Raw genomic sequence first — 17,465 nt, 5'->3', positions numbered from 1 at the left:
GATGGCCTGATGGCGGATGCGCGGCGACCGGGGACCGATGCCGCGACCAGTGCGCGCCTGGCCCGGCAGCGTCGGGTCGGGACGAAGCCGGAACTGGCCTTGCGGCGGGAATTGCATCGACGTGGAAAACGGTTCTTCGTGGACAGGGCACCGCTGCCGGGTTTGCGTCGGCGGGCCGACCTGGTGTTTCCCCGGTTGAAGGTGGCGGTGTACGTGGATGGATGCTTCTGGCACAGCTGTCCCGAGCACGCGACCCACCCGAAGAACAATGCCGAGTGGTGGGCCGCGAAGTTGGCGGGAAATGTGGCGCGGGATCGGGATACCGATGCCCGGCTGACGGCGGCCGGCTGGACCGTGGTGCGGGTGTGGGAGCACCAGGACGCGGAATCGGCGGCCGACCTGGTGCTGCGGGCGTTGACGCGCGGCGTGTGACAACCATGTTTCGTAATGCGCGACAATGGTCCTACGACCGGACCAGCCGACCAGTCCGGACAGGTCAACTGCGGGCAGGGCAGTACGAGTAAGCGAGGCCAGCGAAAGCGAGCGCGGTAATGCCAACCGAGCAGAAACTAGCCGAGGCGGCTCCGAGCGCACCACCGCTCCAGCCGCGATGGCGACGGGCCCTGCGATGGCTTATCGCGATCTTGATCGCGGTGGCCGGATTCGGTTACTCCTCCTGGGTTCTGGAATTCATCCTCCCCATTCACAGCGACCCCACCAATACCTTCCTCAGCCAGCTGGCCGAGAAGGGCGCGCCGTTCCGGTGGGTGTTCACCACCGGCGACACCGTGTCCGGTTCGCTGCTGGTGGTGGCGGGACTGGGTGGGCTGCTGCTGTTCTCGCGGCGGCTCTACTCGACCATCGGCTGGGTGGCGCTGGTCTGCTTCGGGGCCGCCACCATCGCGGACGCGCAATGGCCCATCGTGCCGGAGGATCCGGACGGGCCCAAGCGCTATGTGGATACCGGGCTGTTCCCGCAGCTGCATCAGATTCACGCGCTGACCAGCACCCTGGCGGTGTTCTCCATCTACATCGCCATGATCGCGTTCACCGTGGCGGCGTTCAAATACCGGCGCTGGCCGATCCTGCGGCACACCGGTCTGTGGATTCTCATCATCGGTTCCGCGGTGACGGCCTGGATGTTGATCGCCGACAACCTGCCGGGCAACTACGGTCTCGGCATCGCGCAACGCATCCAGGTCGGGGCCATGTCGCTGTGGCTGGTGGCGCTGGCGGTGCAAATCGTTGTCGCCGAACGCGATTCCGGGCTCCCGGCCAAGCATCGGCACACCACCTCGTCGTCCGGCCACTGACCGCCCGAAACGGTTAGGGTCGAATTCGTGACCAGCGACGCCCCGCAACTCGCCGACACCGCCGCCCTGCTCGACTCCGTCGCCGCCGCGACCGACCGCCTGATTCCCGCGGTCGCCGCCCTGACGGACGCCGACCTGGTCGAGCCCTCCCTGCTCCCCGGCTGGACCCGCGGCCACGTGCTGGCCCACCTGTCCCGCAATGCCGACAGCCTCGTGAACCTGCTGCTGTGGGCCCGCACCGGCATCGAAACCCCGCAGTACGCAAGCCAATACCTGCGCGAGGCCGATATCGAATCCGGCGCACCGCGCCCCCTGCGCGAGCAACTCGAGGACCTCACCGCCTCCCACGAACGCTGGCTCGCCCTCGCCCGCGTCATGCCCGACGACCGCTGGCCCGCCCTCGTCCGCAACCGCCAGGGCGGCGAAATCCCCGCCACCCGCGTCCCCTGGATGCGCCTGCTCGAGGTCGAAATCCACCACGTCGACCTCGCCCTCGACTACACCCCCGCCGACTGGTCCCCCGACTTCACCGCCCGCCTCCTGGCCCAATCGGTCACCGAGGTCAAACCCGAAGACGGCGCGGGCTTCACGGTCGTGGCCACCGACACCGACTACACCGGCACGGTAGGCACCCCCACCACCACAATCTCCGGCCCCGCCACCTCCCTGGCCGCCTGGCTCATCGGCCGCTCCCCCGGCACCGACCTCACCGGCACCCTCCCCAACCTCGCCGCCTGGAAGTAGCGAAGAACCCATGCAACTCGAGCAGCTAGTGGCCGAAGGACGCATCCAGGCGGCCCGCATGAAGAAGCAACCGGCACCAATGCCCATCCATCCGACAACTCCCAATCGCGGGAAGGGTGTCGTCAGCGAACTCATTGACGAACAGCGCCGGTGATTCGGATACCTGGACCCTTCGGCTCGAAATCACTGAGTCCGGCACGCTGATTCGGATCGACGCGGCTGGCGAAACGCTCTATCAGATCGCCGACGCCGCATAGCTACACGTACGGGGTTGCCTAGGCTCCGTTCGCTTCAGCGGGCGGGAGGTCTCGGAGTGGAGGCGTTGCCCTGCGCGCGTAGGTCTCCTCTGGATGGCAGGTGATGACGTCCAACTGCTTGACCAGTGCGTCGGGAACCTGGCCGCCTTCAAAGTGCTGAGGGCCGGGAACAATGACGGCCTCAGCGTCCAGGCGGGTGGCTTGCGCCTTCAAACGGGCAAGCGGCGGACGTTTGGTTGCGGGTCATAGATAACAAGCGCAGCAAAGTCATACCCGAGTCGTGTCGCCATTTTCCGCACCTGGCTCTCGTCCCATAGCTGAGCAATCCCAGACACATCGGTTCTGAGATAGCCCAAGGCCGTTGGCTTGTAACGCATTACAGCCTCTCTGTCCTCATGTCCGTCGAGTGCGATGTGGCCGTGAATCTCTAGGTAGAACCCGGAGCAGTCCTCGGAGCCGTCTCCGGCGCTCTGGAGTTCCAGTACGCCACCGGGAAACTGGAACAGCCGCGTACGTGGTGTGGCCTGCGCTTCTTCTGGTTCGTCGGTCACGACTGCCCCTTGCTTCAGTGGTGTGGCAGCTCGGGGGAGTTGACTGCGTCGGCCCCGAGCGCCACATCCGAAGTTAGGGACCGCGTGGGGACGCCAGAACTGTGTCAAGGACGCTTCCGAAGACACTTCAAACGTCCTGCGTGTCCCCGAAATGCACGTAGGGTTCTGGCATGACTCAGCGTCTGGAGTCCGCGATGCTCCGAGCAGGGTTCGACTCAGCCCGGCTGGCTACTGCGGTCAAGGTGGACGTGAAGACCGTCAACCGTTGGCTCGCGGGACGGGTGCCGCATCGACGCACCCGCTTGGAGGTTGCCTTGGCACTCGGCGAGACCGAGGAGTCATTGTGGCCGTCTGCTCGGCCGGACATTCAAGCAGGAGCACCAGCGACCGCGGAAGTCTTGGGTGCATACGCGCACCGGGCAGACATACCGAACGATCTCTGGGTGTCGTTGATTCACAAGGCGACTGAACGAATCGACATCATCGGGTACGCGTACCCGTTTGTATTCGAGTTGCTGCCGAACGCTTCCGAATTGATCGCAGCCAAGTGCGAGGCGGGCGCTGTGGTAAGGCTCGGGTTCGCCGACCCTGACTGCCCCCACGTCATGGAAAGGGATGCGCTGGAGCAGATGGGCGGAACCCTGCCCGGCCGGATACGCAACGCGTTGTCGATGCTGGGACCGCTTGCAGAAACCCCGGGCTGCACTGTCGGGCTTCACGCCACGCATTTGTACAACTCGGTGTTTCGGTTCGACTCCGAGATGATTGTTACCCCGTACCTGTTCCGGGCCCGGGGCTACCAGCACACCGCTCTGCACCTGCGGAAGTTGTCTCCACACGGGATTTTCGAGTCGTTTTCAGACCAGTTCGAGCAAATATGGGGAACCGTAACCCCGTACGGCACAGAGGAACACCATGGGCTCACGGCGTGACTACTACAAAGATCCAGATGCACCCAAGCCCAACTCGCTGAAGCCCGGCGGGTCGGCCTTGGTTGTCGACGAAGCTGGCCGCGTGCTCATGCAACGGCGTGGTGACTCCGGCAACTGGTCATTGCCGGGCGGGATCATGGAGGTGGGGGAGACTCTCGAAGACTGTGTGATTCGCGAAACCCGAGAGGAAACTGGGTTGGACATCGAGATCACAGGGCTTCTCGGCATCTACACCGATCCAGACCACGTGATCGAATACTCCGACGGCGAGGTCCGGCAGGAGTTCGCGATCGTCTACAACGGCCGGGTGGTCGGTGGCGAAATCCAGGTGTCACACGAGTCCACCGAGGTCCGCTTCGTCTCCCTCGAGGAGCTGGAGGATCTGCCGGTGCATCCAACCGTCCGCCTGCGGCTCCAGCATTATCAAGATGGCTCGAACCTCCCGTGGCTGGGCTAAACGGTCGCCACGCGGCTTCGGTTCGTCACAGGACTGTCCGGTCAGCTGATCGGGTCCTCGGCCAGCTCGTCGGTGACAGGCGTATCCAGATCGCGCCGCAATTCCTCGTAGTCCAGCGTGGGTGCGGTAGCGAACATCGCCTGGGCTTGACCGGTGTGAACAAACCGGTGCTGCGCACCGGAGTCGTTGACGAATTGACGCACACTGACCTCGGTGGGCGACATCTCCGGGGCAGGCATAGATACACCCTGCCACGCTCTGGCACGCCATGGAACCGGGATCTCATCAACCGCGTCGGGCGACGAGTTGGTTTTGGCCCACGTCGTCGGCAAAGCGTAGGCGTCGTGCCCGCCTGAGCCCAACCCGCAAATCCATGTCATATCATCGGATTCCGTTAGATTCAGTCTGTGGACACCACAGCGCCACGCAACAAGTGGGTGATTTGGCGATACCGTCACGCGGAACGGTGGGTGCGGTTCGCCGACGGGCAGTGGTACGCCGACGAGGAGACCGCTGAGTTGTTCAACTCGCCCAACTTCGCGTACCGACTGATCGAACTCGGGCCGATACTCTACGGCCGCGTCATGACCGAATCCGAAGCCTTCACCGCCGCTCGGGACTTGTTTGGCAGCTTCCGATATGTCGGCACTCCGCCACCACCGCCGAGGTTCGTTCCGCCAGTGAAGCCCGGCTGGCGCTATTGATCCGGTCGCTCGAACTCCCAACCTTCTGATCCGTAGTCAGATGGAGATCGCTGGCGCTCAGGTGATTTCGTAGTGGAGGACCTTTTCGGGGCGGTCGAGGAGGTAGTGGTCGTCTTCGGGGTAGTAGACGGCTTTTTCGAGGTCGGGGCCGGCGAAGCCTTCGATGGAGGCGTAGGAATCCCAGAAGCTGAGGGTGATGATTTCGGCTTTGTCGCCGTCGAGGCGGGTGAGCATCCAGGCGCCCTGGTTTCCCGGAGTCTGTTTGTATTCCTTGATTCCGGTGTTCTGGATGTAGGTGACGTAGGGGTCGAGGTCGGTTGCGCGGATCACTCCGCGCCAGATGCGAGCGATCATTTCGGGAGCTTAGCGGTTTATTCGGATCGCAAGGGTTGGTTGAGGGGTTAGGGGCGGAGGCCTTTCAGCAGGAGGTCGAGGACTCGGTTGATGGCTTGGGGGTGGGATTCGTCTGGGGCGGTGTAGATCTGGAGAGTCATCAGGCGGGCGATGTCTTCGGGGGTGACGTCTGGGCGGAGGGTGCCGTCGGTGTGGGCCTGGGTGGTCAGGCGGGCTATGCGGGTGGTGATGGTGGCGCGGACTTCGGTGAGGGCGGGGTCGGCCTTGATGTCGGCGTGGAGGGCGGGCTCCACGGCGGATGCAATTGCGCCCAAACGGAGTTCGGCGCATTCGCGTAGGAGGCGGGAGAGGGCGTGCCAGGCGTCGGGGGATTCGCGTTCGGCGGTGGCGGCCAGGTCGGAGAGGGCCGAGAGGTAGGAGTGGGCGGTGGCGGAGATGAGGGCGCCGCGGTCGGGGAAGCGGCGGTAGAGGGTGCCGACGCCGACACCGGCGGCGTCGGCGATGTCCTTCATGGAGACATTGACGCCCTGTTCGCGGAAGACCAGTTGGGCGGCGGCCAGGATCTGGTCGCGGTTGCCGCGGGCATCGGCCCTGAGCTCGGCCATGGGCCCCTCCTCGGAATAAGTGGACGAAAATCTTCCGCTTAGCGTAGCATCCGAGAAGTGGACGAAAATCGTCCACTTGAATCGAGGTAATGGCAATGAGCGGGAAAGTACTGATATCTGGAGCCGGTATCGCGGGATCGACACTCGGATACTGGTTGGGGCGCAACGGATTCGAGGTGACCATCGTCGAGCGGGCGCGGGCCCAACGGTCCAGTGGGAATCCGATCGATGTGAAAGGCCCCGCCGTCGAGGTCGTCGAGGCCATGGGGGTGATGCCGGCACTGCGTGCGGCAGCCTCGCGGGTGGATCGCATGAGCTTCGTCGACACGGCCGGTCGACGGCGATCCGGGTTGCGGCTCAGCGCCTTTCAAGGCGGGGCGGGTGCGCGGGAGGTGGAGGTCGCCCGCGCGGATCTGGCCGCCATCCTGCTCGATTCGGCACGGGATCGGGTCGAAATCCGCTGGGGTGACTCGATTTCCGGACTCACCCAGGGTGCGGATGGGGTGGACGCCGATTTCGAGAGCGGTGCCACCGAGCGCTACGACTACGTCATCGGGGCTGATGGCCTGCACTCGAATGTCCGTCGGCTGGCCTTCGGTGCGGAATCGGAGTTCATCCACCACATGGGCATGTACGCGGCGACGCTCCCGGTCGACCGGGCCCTCGGCGACGAGACCGAGGTGGTCATGCTGAACCAGCCCGGCCGCGCGATCTCCGTGCATCCCGCCAAGGGAAAGGCGGTGGCGGCCTTTCTGTTCCGCCGCGACGCGGTACCCGGCTTCGACCATCGCGACCTGGCACAACACAAGCGGCTCGTCGCCGAGGCCTACTCCGAACCGCTCGGCATCTTCGCCGATCTCCTCGACCAGCTGAAGGCCGCCGACGACATCTACTTCGACTCGGTGAGCCGAATCAGCCTGCCGCACTGGTCCTCCGGCCGCATCGCCCTGCTCGGCGACGCCGGATCCTCGCTGTCCCTCTTCGGCGACGGCTCCACCCTCGCCATCGCGGGCGCGCACACCCTGGCCGCGGAGTTGACCCGCACCCCCGACCACCCCCACACCGCCTTCGCCGCCTACGAACAGCGCCACCGCACCCTCGTCGAGCCCAAGCAGCGGGGCTTCCGCGCCGCCACCGCCCTCATGGTCCCCGCGACTTCAGCGGGCATCGCGATCCGCAATACCGTCACCCGCTTCCTGCGGTGACCGCGAAACGCGCTCGGCCCCCACCCGAAATCGGGTGGGGGCCGAGAGTTACGAGAGGGTCAGACCGTGACGGGCTGCCTGTCCTCGACGGGTGTCGAGGCCTGCTTCAGCGCGGTGAGCTTGGAGCCCTCCACGTCGATGTCGGGCAGGATGCGGTCCAGCCACTTCGGCATCCACCAGGCCCACTTGCCCAGCAGCGCCAGCAGCGACGGGATCAACACCATACGGACGATGAAGGCGTCGAAGAACACGCCCGCTGCCATGGCGAAGCCCATGGACTTGGCCACCACATTGTCGTCCAGCATGAAGGCGCTGAAGACCGAGATCATGATGACGGCGGCGGAAGTCACGACGCGCGCGCCGTGGTGGTAGCCGCTGATCATGGCGTCCTTGGCCGACTTGCCGTGCACGTACTCCTCGCGCATGCGGGTCACCAGGAACACCTGGTAGTCCATGGCGAGGCCGAATACCAAGCCGATCAACATGATCGGCAGGAAGCTCACCAGCGGATGCGGCTCCACCAGACCGAAGTGGCCCTCCTGGAAGATGAGCACCGTCGCGCCGAAGGTGGCCGCCATGGAGAGCAGGAAGCCCAGCGCGGCGGTCAACGGCACGACGATCGAGCGGAACACCAACAGCAGCAGGATGAATGCCGCGCCGGCCACGATCGCCAGGTACGGAATGATCTTGTTCAGCAGCGCCTGCGAGACGTCCGCGTAGATGGCGGTGGTGCCGGTGATGCCGTACTCCATGCCGTACCGGTCCTTGAATTCGGACTCGGCGTCGCGGGCGTTCTTGACCAGGTCCTTGGTCTCCTGGTTGTTCGGCCCGGACTTGGGCACGCCGGTGAACATGGCGGCCTGCTGGTCCTGGCTGCGCATGGCGAAGGTCAGGTAGTCCATGCCCGGGTAGCCGGCGAGCTTGGCGCGCAAGGCATCCAGGGCCTCGGTGCGCTGATTCTCCGGCGTCTTGCTGAGGTCGACGGCCACCAGCAGGGTGCCGTTGGCGCCCTCGCCGAAGCCCGCGGTCTGCAGGTCGTAGGCCTTGCGGATGGTCTGGTGCTTGGGCATGGAGTCGCCGCCGGGCAGACCCAGCTGCAGATTCACCGCGGGCGCGGCCAAAAGACCCAGCAGCACAACCGAAATGCCCAGCGTCAGCGCCGGAGCCTTGCCGATGAAGCGGGCGAAGCGCATGCCATTGGTGACCGAGTGCTCGTCCTCGGGATCGTGCTGGGCCACCAGCGGCAGCTTCGGCTTGAACAGGAAGCGGCCGAACGCGCCCATCAGCGCGGGCATCAGGGTGACGGCCACCAGCACCGCCATGGCCGCGGAGACCGCGCCGAAAATGCCCATGTAGGTGAGGAAGCTGACACCGACGAAGCTCAGGCCCGCCAGCGCGATGATGACGGTCAGACCGGCGAAGATGACGGCCGAACCCGCGGTGCCGACCGCGGTGCCCGCGGCCTCCTCCGGCGAATTCGACACGGCCAGTTCATGTTTGTACCGGGACACGATGAACATGGCGTAGTCGATGGACAGCGCCAGGCCGATCATGGAGGCCAGGATCGGGGTGAAGGTCGGCACGGTCAGGAAGTGGGTGCCGAACATGATGATGGAGATGGCGGTGCCCACGCCGATCAGCGCGGTGAGGATCGGCACGAAGGCCGCCACGATCGCGCCGAACGCGATCACCATGACCACCAGCGCCACCGCGATGCCGATCAGCTCGGAGGAGCCGTTCGAGCCGCCCGGATCCTGCGCGATGGAACCGGTCAGTTCCACCTGCAGCCCGGCCTGCCGCGCCTTGTCGCCGACCTGGTAGGCGGCGTCGCGATCGGCCTGCTTGATATCGGAGAACTTCGCAATCGTGTACTTGGCCTTGACCGTCGCCACCGAATCCGCGGCGGTCTTGTTGAGCACGTTCAGCGGCGCGCTCGAGCAGATGGCGGCGAAGTTCGGATTGGACCGATCGCCGTTCAGGCAGTCGATGCCCGCGGGCTCACCGATCTTCTTGGTGACCTCGATCGGGTTGGCGGGAGCGGACTTCGGGTCCGACTTGTCCACGATCGCCAGCGCGTTCAGATCGGTGAGGAACTCGTTCAACGCCGCCGCGTTCGCGGGGTCGGTGAGCTTCTGGCCCGCGGGCGCGGCGATCACATAGGTGCCGGTGACGGCATTGGGGTCGAAGTCCTTGGACATGCCCGGGAAATGCTGGTCGAGGATTTCCGTGGCCCGCTCCGAGGGCAGGTTGGGCATGGTGAAGGAGTCTTGGAACGGCTTGGCGAGGGAACCGCCGAGGCCGCCGATGACGAGCAACGCGGCGATCCACGCCGAGATGACTATCCATTTCCGGCGGAAGGCGAACTTTCCCCACCGATAGAGGTATACGGACACGAGGGGTTCTCCTGGGCGAATGGTTACGGGCGAAACAGGGTGCTGGTTGCGCTGGCGCGTAGACAGGCACTGCCGCCGGGAGCCTCGGCCCCCCGCCTCCACGAAAACTAAATTCTGCCTACCGTGCGGTAGGTAGACTACCGAGCGATTAAGCGGAGGAACAACCTCGACTCTAGGTGGCGTAGATCGCACTCCGAGCGCGGTTGGAGCACCTCCCCGCGCGGGTGAGAGGATGAGACCATGGGCGCCCCAGTCGTTTCCGGAACAGTTGTCGCAGGTAGAAGCACCAAGGACGCGATTCGCGAGGCGGCTCTGCAGATTTTTTCGACCAAGGGGTTCGACCACAGCAGTTTGCGCGAGGTCGCGGATGCGGTCGGAATCACAAAAGCGTCGCTCTACTATCACTACGCGTCGAAGGTCGATCTGCTCGTCGCCATCATCGAGCCGATGTTCGACGAGGTTCGCACCCAGGTCGAGGGTCTGGCGGATATTCCGCACACCCCCGAGAACGTGGAACGCGTAATTCGGGAGCGGCTGCGCTCGACGCTGGCCAATCGCCATGTGGGCGCGCTGTGCATGCGCGACACCGTGGCCATCGTGAACGCCCTCGGCAATCGCTATCCCGACCTGATCGAATTGCATCACCGCACCTGCCGGTGGCTGGCCGGCCCCGATGCCGATGCCGACACCCTGCTGCGCGCCACGGCCGCCATGCAGGTGCTCAGCACCGCGATGATGTCCCAGGAGATCGTGCCGGACACCGAGATCGCCCACGTCGAGGAGACGCTGTTGAATGCCGCACTCGGCGTACTGAATCCGAAGCGATAGGGTTTTCCTTTACCCGTTCCGAATCGAATGCCGCGAGTCAGGAGTTCCCGTGCACATCACCGCGAAGGTCGATTACGCGGTGCGCACGCTCGTGGAAATCGCCAAGGCGCAACCGGATTCGGTGAAGGCCGACGCCATTGTGGCCGCCCAGGACATTCCGCCCAAGGTCCTGGAATCGGTGGTCTCGGATCTGCGCAAGGGCGGATTGGTCACCAGCCGCCGCGGCCCGGACGGCGGGTACCGACTGGCGCGCGCGGCCGCGGAGATCAGCGTCGCGGATGTGATTCGCGCCGTGGAGGGTCCGCTGGCCTCGGTGCGCGGACAGCGGCCCGAGGACGTCGGCTATCCGGGCGCGGCCGAACCGCTGCAGCGGGTGTGGATCGGGCTGCGGGTGAACATCCGCTCGGTGCTCGAGCGGGTCACCATCGCCGATATCGCCCATGATCTGCTGCCATCGTTCCTCGACGAGCTGCTGCGCGATCCGGACGCCTGGACCCGTCGCCCCCGCCCGAACGGCGGACCGGTCGCGACCCCGCATCGTGGTGAGGTCGCGGTCGCGTGGCGCGACCTGGACCAGCCCGATATCTAGCCCTGCCGAAAAACGTCGCGGCGATGCCCCGGTTTCGGCGGTAGCCTGCCAACATCATGTTGATCCGACTTCTACGCACCTTCCTCTGGCCCTATCGCTCCCAATTGGCCGGGGTCGTCGTGCTCCAGCTGATCTCGGTCATCGCCATGCTGTATCTGCCCACGCTGAACGCCGACATCATCGACAACGGCATCACCACGGGCGATATCGGCTATATCTGGTCCACCGGCGGCTGGATGCTGCTGGTCACCGCCATTCAGATCGTCGCCCAGGCCGTTTCGGTGTATCTGGGCTCGCAGGCCGCCATGGGCGCGGGCCGCGATATGCGCGCGGCCCTGCTGCACCGGGTCGGCACCTTCTCCGCGCGGGAGGTCGGCGTGTTCGGCGCGCCGTCGCTCATCACCCGCAATACCAATGACGTCGGGCAGGTGCAGCTGCTCATCGTCATGAGCGCCACCATCCTGGTGATGGCCCCGATCATGTGCGTCGGCGGCATCTTCATGGCGCTGCGCGAGAGCATGCAGCTGTCGTGGCTGCTGCTGATCGCGGTGCCCGCGCTCGCGCTGACCATGGCCTTCATCATCACCCGCATGGTGCCGGGCTTCCGGCGCATGCAGGAGCGCATCGATGCGGTGAACCGGGTGCTGCGCGAACAGATCACGGGCATCCGTGTGGTGCGCGCGTTCGTGCGCGAGCGCCAGGAGACCTGGCGTTTCGGGGTCGCCAATACCGAGCTGACCGCGCAGTCGCTCTATGTCGGCAAGTACATGGCGCTCATGTTCCCGGCGGTCATGCTGATCTCGAATGTGACCACGGTCGGCGTCATCTGGTTCGGCGGCCACGCCATCGACGACGGCAAGATGCAGATCGGTTCGCTCACCGCCATGCTCGCCTACATCATGCAGATCCTGATGGCGGTCATGATGGCCTCCTTCCTGGCCATGATGGCCCCGCGCGCCGCGGTCTCGGCCGAGCGCATCGGCGGGGTGCTGGACACCGAGTCCTCGGTGGCCGAACCGCGACTGCCGCAGGATTTCAAGGGCGATCCGGCCACGGTCGATCTGGCCTTCGCGGAGTTCAAGTTCCCGGGCGCGGAGAAGCCGGTGCTGCGGGCCATTCGCTTCCAGACCGCGCCGGGCACCACCACCGCCATCGTGGGTGCGACGGGTTCGGGCAAGACCACGCTGATCAATCTGATCCCGCGGCTCATCGACGTCACCGACGGCGCGGTCTACGTGGGCGGCACCGATGTGCGACACCTGGCGCTGGAGACGCTGCGCTCGCAGATCGGCCTGGTGCCGCAGAAGGCGTATCTGTTCTCCGGCACCGTGGCCTCGAACCTGCGCTACGGCAAGCCGGACGCCACCGATGAGGAGCTCTGGCGCGCACTGGAGATCGCGCAGGCCGCCGACTTCGTGCGGGAGATGCCGCAGGGGCTGGAAACGCCTGTGGCGCAAGGCGGTACGACCGTCTCGGGTGGTCAGCGCCAACGCCTGGCCATTGCCCGCGCGCTGGTGCGCAAGCCCCGGGTCTACCTGTTCGACGACTGCTTCTCCGCCCTCGACGTCGCCACCGATATGCGGGTGCGCGAGGCGCTGCGGCCGGAGACCGCCGACGCCTCGGTCATTATTGTGGCGCAACGGATCTCGACGATTCGTGACGCCGATCAGATCGTGGTGCTCGAGGACGGCGCGATGGCCGGGATCGGCACCCACGACCAATTGCTGAAGGACTGTCCCGAATACCGCGAGATCGTGGAGTCGCAGTTCAGCGCGGAGGAGGTGCGATGAGGCCCGGCGGCGTCAATCCCGGTGCGCCGGACGCGAAGGCGAAGTCCTTCGGCCCGTCGCTCAAGCGTCTGCTGCGCATGCTCGCGCCGGACAAGGCGTATCTGGTGGTGGTGTTCCTCTTGGCCGTGGGGTCGGTGGTGCTCAACACCCTGGGCCCGCAGATCCTCGGCAAGGCCACCAACATCATTTTCGACGGTGTGGTCGGCAAGGAACTGCCCGCCGGAGAGAGCAAGGACCAGCTGGTCGAGCGCCTGCGCGCGAACGGCAACGGCACCTTCGCCGACATGTTGGCGAGCATGAACGTGATTCCCGGCACGGGAGTCGATTTCACCGCCGTCGGCCATGTGCTGGCCTGGGTGCTCGCGCTCTACATCGGCGCGTCGGTGTTCGGCTGGCTGGAGGCGCAGCTGCTGATCATCGTGATCAACCGGACCGTCAAGCGCCTGCGCGCCCAGATCGAGGACAAGCTGCACCGGTTGCCGCTGCGCTACTTCGACTCCATGCCGCGCGGCGATGTGCTCTCCCGCGTCACCAATGACGTCGACAATATGGCACAGACGTTGCAGCAGACCATGTCTCAGCTGATCATCAATGTGCTGTCGGTGATCGGCATCCTGATCATGATGTTCTGGATCTCGTGGCTGCTCGCGCTGATCGCCCTGCTCACCGTGCCGTTGGCGATCATCGTGACCGCGCAGATCGCCAAGCGCTCCAAGCCGCACTTCGTGGACCAGTGGAAGTACACCGGTGCGGTCAACGCCCAGGTCGAGGAGGCCTTCACCGGCCACGAGGTGGTCAGCGCCTTCGGCCGCGTGCGCGAGGTCGGCGAGAAGTTCGACGAGACCAACGAGAAGCTCTACCACGCCTCGTTCAAGTCGCAGTTCATCTCCGGGCTCATCATGCCCGCCATCATGTTCCTCGGGAACCTGAACTACGTGCTGATCGCCGTGGTCGGTGGCCTGCGGGTGGCGTCGGGTCAGCTGTCACTGGGTGAGGTGCAGGCGTTCATCCAGTACTCGCGCGGGTTCACCCAGCCGCTCACCCAGATCGGCTCGATGATGAACATGCTGCAGTCGGGTGTCGCCTCGGCCGAGCGGATCTTCGAGATCCTCGACGCCGAGGAGCAGTCGCCGGATCCAGAGGAGGATTCGCGGCCGGTGGATCGCGGCCGGGTGGCCTTCGAGGACGTGTCCTTCCGCTACGAGCCGGAGACGCCGGTCATCGAGAACCTCTCACTGGTGGCCGAACCCGGGCACGTGGTCGCCATTGTCGGGCCGACCGGCGCGGGCAAGACCACGCTGGTCAACCTCCTCATGCGGTTCTACGAAGTGGATTCCGGCGCGATCACCATCGACGGGGTCGACATCACCCACATCGGCCGCGACCGTCTGCGTTCGCGCATGGGCATGGTGCTGCAGGACACCTGGCTCTTCGGCGGGACCATTCGCGAGAACATCGCCTACGGCCGCACCGACGCCACCGAGGAGGAGATCCTCGAGGCCGCCCGCGCCGCCTACGTGGACCGGTTCGTGCACGCCCTGCCGATGGGCTACGACACCGTCATCGACGAGGAGGGCTCCGGCGTCAGCGCCGGTGAGAAACAGCTCATCACCATTGCCCGCGCGTTCCTGGCCAAGCCGTCCATCCTGATCCTGGACGAGGCCACCAGCTCGGTCGACACCCGCACCGAGCTGCTGGTGCAGCACGCCATGGCGGCGCTGCGCCGGGACCGCACGAGTTTCGTGATCGCGCACCGGCTTTCGACGATCCGCGACGCCGACACCATCGTGGTGATGGAGAAGGGCAAGATCGTCGAGCAGGGCACCCACGAGACGCTGCTGCGCGCGCGGGGCGCGTACTACCGGCTCTACAGCGCCCAGTTCGCCGCCGCGATCACCGACGGCGAAGGCAACAATGTGGACGATCCCGAGCCGGACGCGGTGGGTGCGGGCAAGGCCTGATTCCCACCTGAGAGGATGGAGGCCGTGTCTGCTGCCTCCGAGTTCTCGTTCAAGGTCGGTACCCGTCTGGAAGGGCGGCATGGCAGGACGGGCGTGATCAGTACGCCGCACGGCGACATTGCCACGCCCGCCTTCACCCCGGTGGGCACCAAGGCGACGGTCAAGGCCGTGCTGCCGGAGACCATGAAGGAGATCGGCTCGCAGGCGCTGCTCGCCAATGCCTATCACCTGTACCTGCAGCCCGGCCCGGACATCGTCGATGAAGCCGGGGGCCTGGCGGCGTTCATGAACTGGAACGGACCGACCTTCACCGACTCCGGCGGCTTCCAGGTCATGTCGCTGGGCGTCGGCTTCAAGAAGGTGCTGGCCATGGAGGCCGTCGGCGTGCGGAGCGACGATGTGATCGCCAAGGGCAAGGAGCGTCTGGCCCACGTCGACGACGACGGCGTCACCTTCCGCTCGCACCTGGACGGGTCGAAGCACCGCTTCACCCCCGAGGTGTCCATGGGCATCCAGCATCGGCTGGGCGCGGACGTCATGATGGCCTTCGACGAGCTCACCACGCTCATGAATACCCGTGGCTACCAGGAGGAATCGCTCGAGCGCACGCGCCGCTGGGCCAAGCGCTGCCTCGACGAACACGAGCGACTCACCGCCGCGCGGTCGCATCGGCCGTATCAGGCGCTGTTCGGGGTGATTCAGGGCGCGCAGTACGAGGACCTGCGCCGCAAGGCCTGCCGGGATCTCGAGGCGCTGCGCGGCGAGGCCGGAACCGGATTCGACGGCTACGGCATCGGCGGCGCGCTGGAGAAGCACAATCTGGGCACCATTGTCGGCTGGTGCTGTGACGAACTGCCGGAGCACAAGCCGCGGCACCTGCTCGGCATCAGTGAGCCGGAGGACATCTTCACCGCGGTGGAGAACGGCGCGGACACCTTCGACTGCGTGAATCCCTCACGCGTGGCCCGCAATGCGGCGCTCTACACCGACGAGGGCCGCTTCAATATCAATACCGCCCGCTTCAAGCGCGATTTCACGCCCATCGACGAAACCTGCGACTGCTACACCTGCGCCAACTACACCCGCGCCTACATCCATCACCTGTTCAAGGCGAAAGAGATTCTCGCGGCGACGCTGTGCACCATCCACAACGAGCGCTTCACGGTGCGCCTGGTGGATCGCGTCCGAGAAAGCCTGGACGGCGGCTACTTCGACGAGTACAAGACCGACTTCTTGAGCCGCTGGCGCGGCCGCATCAAAGCCCCTGGGCTGTAGGAACTTTCGACGCGACCGCGCCGAAACCCCTACTCGTAGATGGCGGCACGCTCGCGGGGCCGGTACGAGGGTTCCCGCTTCTTCAGGAAGGCGATGCAGCGGTAGCTGATCGGCAGCACACACATCTCGACCAGCGTCTTCCAGATGAAGCCCACGATCGTGTAGTTGATGTAGTCGCCCCAGGTGTGAATGCCGATGGCGGTGGCCGCGATCGAGCAGAACACGAAGGTGTCGCCGACCTCGCCCGCCACGGTGGAGCCCAGGAGCCGCGCCCACAGGTGCTTCTCCTTGGTCTTCTCCTTGATGAGCACCAGGGTGATCGAGTTCAGGAACTGACCCACGAAATACCCGGCGATGCCGGCGAAGGCCAGCTGCGGGGTATGGCCGAGGACATTGCCGAAGTCCGAGCCGTTCTGGTCCAGATCGCCCGTGGGCAGCTTGATGACCACCTGGAAGCAGATGATCATCAGCAGCAGCGCACCGAATCCGTAGTAGACGATGCGGCGGGTGGCGCGGAAGCCGTAGACCTCGCTGAGGATGTCGCCGATGACGTAGGCGATGGGGAAGAGGAAGAACGCGCCGTCCATGGTCAGGGGCAGCACGGTGATGGGGCCGAGGGACACATGGTGTCCGGTGAAGAACTGCACGCCCTTGGCGACGCAGACATTGGAGATCAGCAGCACGGCGGTGAAGGCCACCGCCACCGGTGTGAAATATCCCCCCGCCGCGTCCGCGAATGCGGCGTGCTCCGGCGCGGGGTGTCCAGATCGGTCGTTTTCGACCGTTTTCGTATCGCTCACGCGGAAAGTATCCCTGCCTGGATCGATCCGCACGGACCGGTGGGTGTCTTCGTTCGGTACGGCCTAGGCTGAGCCAATGACGAATCCCGGCGACTCCGACGAGTGGTGGAAGCAGTACGGCGGCGAGAGCTCCGTACCCGAGGCTCCGCCCGCGGCACCGCAGCCGCAACCGTCGCCGCCCGCGGCCGGATACACCTCCGCGCCCCAGTATCAGCATCCGCCGCTGACCCCGCCGCCGCAGCCGGTGTATCCGAATTACCCTCCGCCGCAGGCGGGTCCGACTCCCGGTTATCCGCCCGCGGGGCAGACACAGGGTAGTGGCGCGCAGCCGCCGGGCTACGGCTACCCGGGCTATCAGCCCTACGGGTACAGCCTGCCGAGCCAGCAGACCAATTCGCTGGCCATCGCCTCGCTGATCGTGTCGATCATCGGCCTGCCGGGCATGTTCATGTGTCTGTTCATCCCGCTGATCTCGATCGTCGGCCTGGTGCTCGGGATCGTCTCGCTCAACCAGATCAAGTCCAATCCGCAGCAGCAGGGCCGCGGCCTCGCGCTGGGTGGCATCTGGGTGGGCGCGGTCGGCGTGGTGATCGGGCTCGGGCTGCTGTTGTTCCTCATCGCCGTGGGGGATTGGAGCACGAACTACAGCTGAAAACGACTGTGCGGCAATGAAAATGGGGCGCATCCGAAGGATGCGCCCCATTTTC

Annotated in this window: 19 protein-coding genes; 13 read left to right on the top strand and 6 right to left on the bottom strand. The window is 65.5% G+C overall.

From position 1 onward, the window contains the following. Positions 1–9 precede the first annotated feature (9 nt). The 3 genes from VMT65_RS21950 to VMT65_RS21940 all read left to right on the top strand — a co-directional run bounded on the left by VMT65_RS21950 (position 10) and on the right by VMT65_RS21940 (position 2,057). The gene (locus tag VMT65_RS21950; protein WP_326310179.1) at positions 10–432 is read left to right on the top strand and encodes a very short patch repair endonuclease; all 423 of its coding nucleotides are present in this window, start codon (positions 10–12) and stop codon (positions 430–432) included. A 221-nt stretch (positions 433–653) separates the two neighbouring features. Beyond that, positions 654–1,313: a DUF998 domain-containing protein gene (locus VMT65_RS21945; protein WP_326310178.1), complete on the top strand. Its 660-nt coding sequence runs from the start codon at positions 654–656 to the stop codon at positions 1,311–1,313. A 27-nt stretch (positions 1,314–1,340) separates the two neighbouring features. Further along, complete coding sequence (locus tag VMT65_RS21940; protein ID WP_326310177.1) at positions 1,341–2,057, top strand: maleylpyruvate isomerase family mycothiol-dependent enzyme; 717 nt, start codon at positions 1,341–1,343, stop codon at positions 2,055–2,057. Between the two features lie 466 nt (positions 2,058–2,523). Here the strand turns inward: VMT65_RS21940 and VMT65_RS21935 are convergent, their stop codons facing one another. Continuing rightward, positions 2,524–2,865: a hypothetical protein gene (locus VMT65_RS21935; protein ID WP_326310176.1), complete on the bottom strand. Its 342-nt coding sequence runs from the start codon at positions 2,863–2,865 to the stop codon at positions 2,524–2,526. Positions 2,866–3,035: 170 nt separating this feature from the next. On the opposite strand from VMT65_RS21935, the gene VMT65_RS21930 reads away from it, so the two are divergent. After that, positions 3,036–3,797, top strand: coding sequence for an XRE family transcriptional regulator (locus tag VMT65_RS21930; RefSeq protein ID WP_326310175.1), 762 nt, complete (start codon positions 3,036–3,038; stop codon positions 3,795–3,797). Next, positions 3,781–4,254, top strand: a complete 474-nt coding sequence (locus VMT65_RS21925) for an NUDIX domain-containing protein (protein ID WP_326310174.1) — start codon at positions 3,781–3,783, stop codon at positions 4,252–4,254. The genes VMT65_RS21930 and VMT65_RS21925 overlap by 17 nt, the downstream gene beginning before the upstream one ends. Before the next feature lie 41 nt (positions 4,255–4,295). Here the strand turns inward: VMT65_RS21925 and VMT65_RS21920 are convergent, their stop codons facing one another. Next, positions 4,296–4,493, bottom strand: a complete 198-nt coding sequence (locus tag VMT65_RS21920; RefSeq protein WP_326310173.1) for a hypothetical protein — start codon at positions 4,491–4,493, stop codon at positions 4,296–4,298. A 168-nt stretch (positions 4,494–4,661) separates the two neighbouring features. Here VMT65_RS21920 and VMT65_RS21915 point away from each other — a divergent pair, with 168 nt between their 5' ends. Continuing rightward, a complete protein-coding gene (locus tag VMT65_RS21915) occupies positions 4,662–4,958 on the top strand; it encodes a hypothetical protein (protein WP_326310172.1) in 297 nt (98 codons plus the stop codon). Positions 4,959–5,015: 57 nt separating this feature from the next. Here the strand turns inward: VMT65_RS21915 and VMT65_RS21910 are convergent, their stop codons facing one another. Together VMT65_RS21910 and VMT65_RS21905 are read right to left on the bottom strand one after the other, a co-directional pair. Continuing rightward, entirely contained in the window at positions 5,016–5,312 is a 297-nt protein-coding gene (locus VMT65_RS21910; RefSeq protein ID WP_326310171.1) for a hypothetical protein, read from the bottom strand. 47 nt (positions 5,313–5,359) lie between these two features. Continuing rightward, positions 5,360–5,917 (bottom strand): TetR/AcrR family transcriptional regulator, encoded by a 558-nt coding sequence (locus tag VMT65_RS21905; protein ID WP_326310170.1) that lies wholly within the window; start codon positions 5,915–5,917, stop codon positions 5,360–5,362. A 95-nt stretch (positions 5,918–6,012) separates the two neighbouring features. On the opposite strand from VMT65_RS21905, the gene VMT65_RS21900 reads away from it, so the two are divergent. Next, positions 6,013–7,122 (top strand): FAD-dependent monooxygenase, encoded by a 1,110-nt coding sequence (locus VMT65_RS21900; protein ID WP_326310169.1) that lies wholly within the window; start codon positions 6,013–6,015, stop codon positions 7,120–7,122. Between the two features lie 59 nt (positions 7,123–7,181). Here VMT65_RS21900 and VMT65_RS21895 read toward each other — a convergent pair whose 3' ends face one another. Continuing rightward, a complete protein-coding gene (locus VMT65_RS21895; RefSeq protein WP_326310168.1) occupies positions 7,182–9,515 on the bottom strand; it encodes an MMPL family transporter in 2,334 nt (777 codons plus the stop codon). Between the two features lie 240 nt (positions 9,516–9,755). Here VMT65_RS21895 and VMT65_RS21890 point away from each other — a divergent pair, with 240 nt between their 5' ends. From VMT65_RS21890 to tgt, 5 genes are read left to right on the top strand one after another with little or no spacing between them, the layout of a single operon-like run. After that, positions 9,756–10,343, top strand: a complete 588-nt coding sequence (locus tag VMT65_RS21890; protein WP_326310167.1) for a TetR/AcrR family transcriptional regulator — start codon at positions 9,756–9,758, stop codon at positions 10,341–10,343. Between the two features lie 49 nt (positions 10,344–10,392). Beyond that, on the top strand, positions 10,393–10,932 hold the full coding sequence (locus tag VMT65_RS21885) for an RrF2 family transcriptional regulator (RefSeq protein ID WP_326310166.1): 540 nt from the start codon (positions 10,393–10,395) through the stop codon (positions 10,930–10,932). Positions 10,933–10,988: 56 nt separating this feature from the next. Further along, on the top strand, positions 10,989–12,722 hold the full coding sequence (locus VMT65_RS21880; RefSeq protein ID WP_326310165.1) for an ABC transporter ATP-binding protein: 1,734 nt from the start codon (positions 10,989–10,991) through the stop codon (positions 12,720–12,722). Then, entirely contained in the window at positions 12,719–14,683 is a 1,965-nt protein-coding gene (locus VMT65_RS21875) for an ABC transporter ATP-binding protein (RefSeq protein WP_326310164.1), read from the top strand. Before VMT65_RS21880 ends, VMT65_RS21875 begins: the two co-directional genes overlap by 4 nt. A gap of 24 nt (positions 14,684–14,707) precedes the next feature. Then, the gene (tgt, locus tag VMT65_RS21870; protein WP_442790275.1) at positions 14,708–15,958 is read left to right on the top strand and encodes a tRNA guanosine(34) transglycosylase Tgt; all 1,251 of its coding nucleotides are present in this window, start codon (positions 14,708–14,710) and stop codon (positions 15,956–15,958) included. A 29-nt stretch (positions 15,959–15,987) separates the two neighbouring features. On the opposite strand, the gene VMT65_RS21865 is transcribed toward tgt, so the two are convergent. Further along, complete coding sequence (locus tag VMT65_RS21865; protein ID WP_326310162.1) at positions 15,988–16,758, bottom strand: queuosine precursor transporter; 771 nt, start codon at positions 16,756–16,758, stop codon at positions 15,988–15,990. A 76-nt stretch (positions 16,759–16,834) separates the two neighbouring features. On the opposite strand from VMT65_RS21865, the gene VMT65_RS21860 reads away from it, so the two are divergent. Beyond that, entirely contained in the window at positions 16,835–17,410 is a 576-nt protein-coding gene (locus VMT65_RS21860; protein WP_326310161.1) for a DUF4190 domain-containing protein, read from the top strand. Positions 17,411–17,465: the final 55 nt, after the last annotated feature.

The organism is Nocardia sp. CDC153 (assembly GCF_035818515.1).
Classification (GTDB): domain Bacteria; phylum Actinomycetota; class Actinomycetes; order Mycobacteriales; family Mycobacteriaceae; genus Nocardia.
Note: the sequence above shows the minus strand (reverse complement) of the source record. Positions and strands in the feature narration are given on the sequence as shown.

Bases quoted from the DNA above. Each gene is read 5' to 3' on its own strand.
- VMT65_RS21950 (WP_326310179.1), top strand. From the start codon at position 10: ATGGCGGATGCGCGGCGACCGGGGACCGATGCCGCGACCAGTGCGCGC.
- VMT65_RS21930 (WP_326310175.1), top strand. From the start codon at position 3,036: ATGACTCAGCGTCTGGAGTCCGCGATGCTCCGAGCAGGGTTCGACTCA.
- VMT65_RS21925 (WP_326310174.1), top strand. From the start codon at position 3,781: ATGGGCTCACGGCGTGACTACTACAAAGATCCAGATGCACCCAAGCCC.
- VMT65_RS21920 (WP_326310173.1), bottom strand. From the start codon at position 4,493: ATGCCTGCCCCGGAGATGTCGCCCACCGAGGTCAGTGTGCGTCAATTC.
- VMT65_RS21910 (WP_326310171.1), bottom strand. From the start codon at position 5,312: ATGATCGCTCGCATCTGGCGCGGAGTGATCCGCGCAACCGACCTCGAC.
- VMT65_RS21905 (WP_326310170.1), bottom strand. From the start codon at position 5,917: ATGGCCGAGCTCAGGGCCGATGCCCGCGGCAACCGCGACCAGATCCTG.
- VMT65_RS21900 (WP_326310169.1), top strand. From the start codon at position 6,013: ATGAGCGGGAAAGTACTGATATCTGGAGCCGGTATCGCGGGATCGACA.
- VMT65_RS21890 (WP_326310167.1), top strand. From the start codon at position 9,756: ATGGGCGCCCCAGTCGTTTCCGGAACAGTTGTCGCAGGTAGAAGCACC.
- VMT65_RS21880 (WP_326310165.1), top strand. From the start codon at position 10,989: ATGTTGATCCGACTTCTACGCACCTTCCTCTGGCCCTATCGCTCCCAA.
- VMT65_RS21875 (WP_326310164.1), top strand. From the start codon at position 12,719: ATGAGGCCCGGCGGCGTCAATCCCGGTGCGCCGGACGCGAAGGCGAAG.
- VMT65_RS21860 (WP_326310161.1), top strand. From the start codon at position 16,835: ATGACGAATCCCGGCGACTCCGACGAGTGGTGGAAGCAGTACGGCGGC.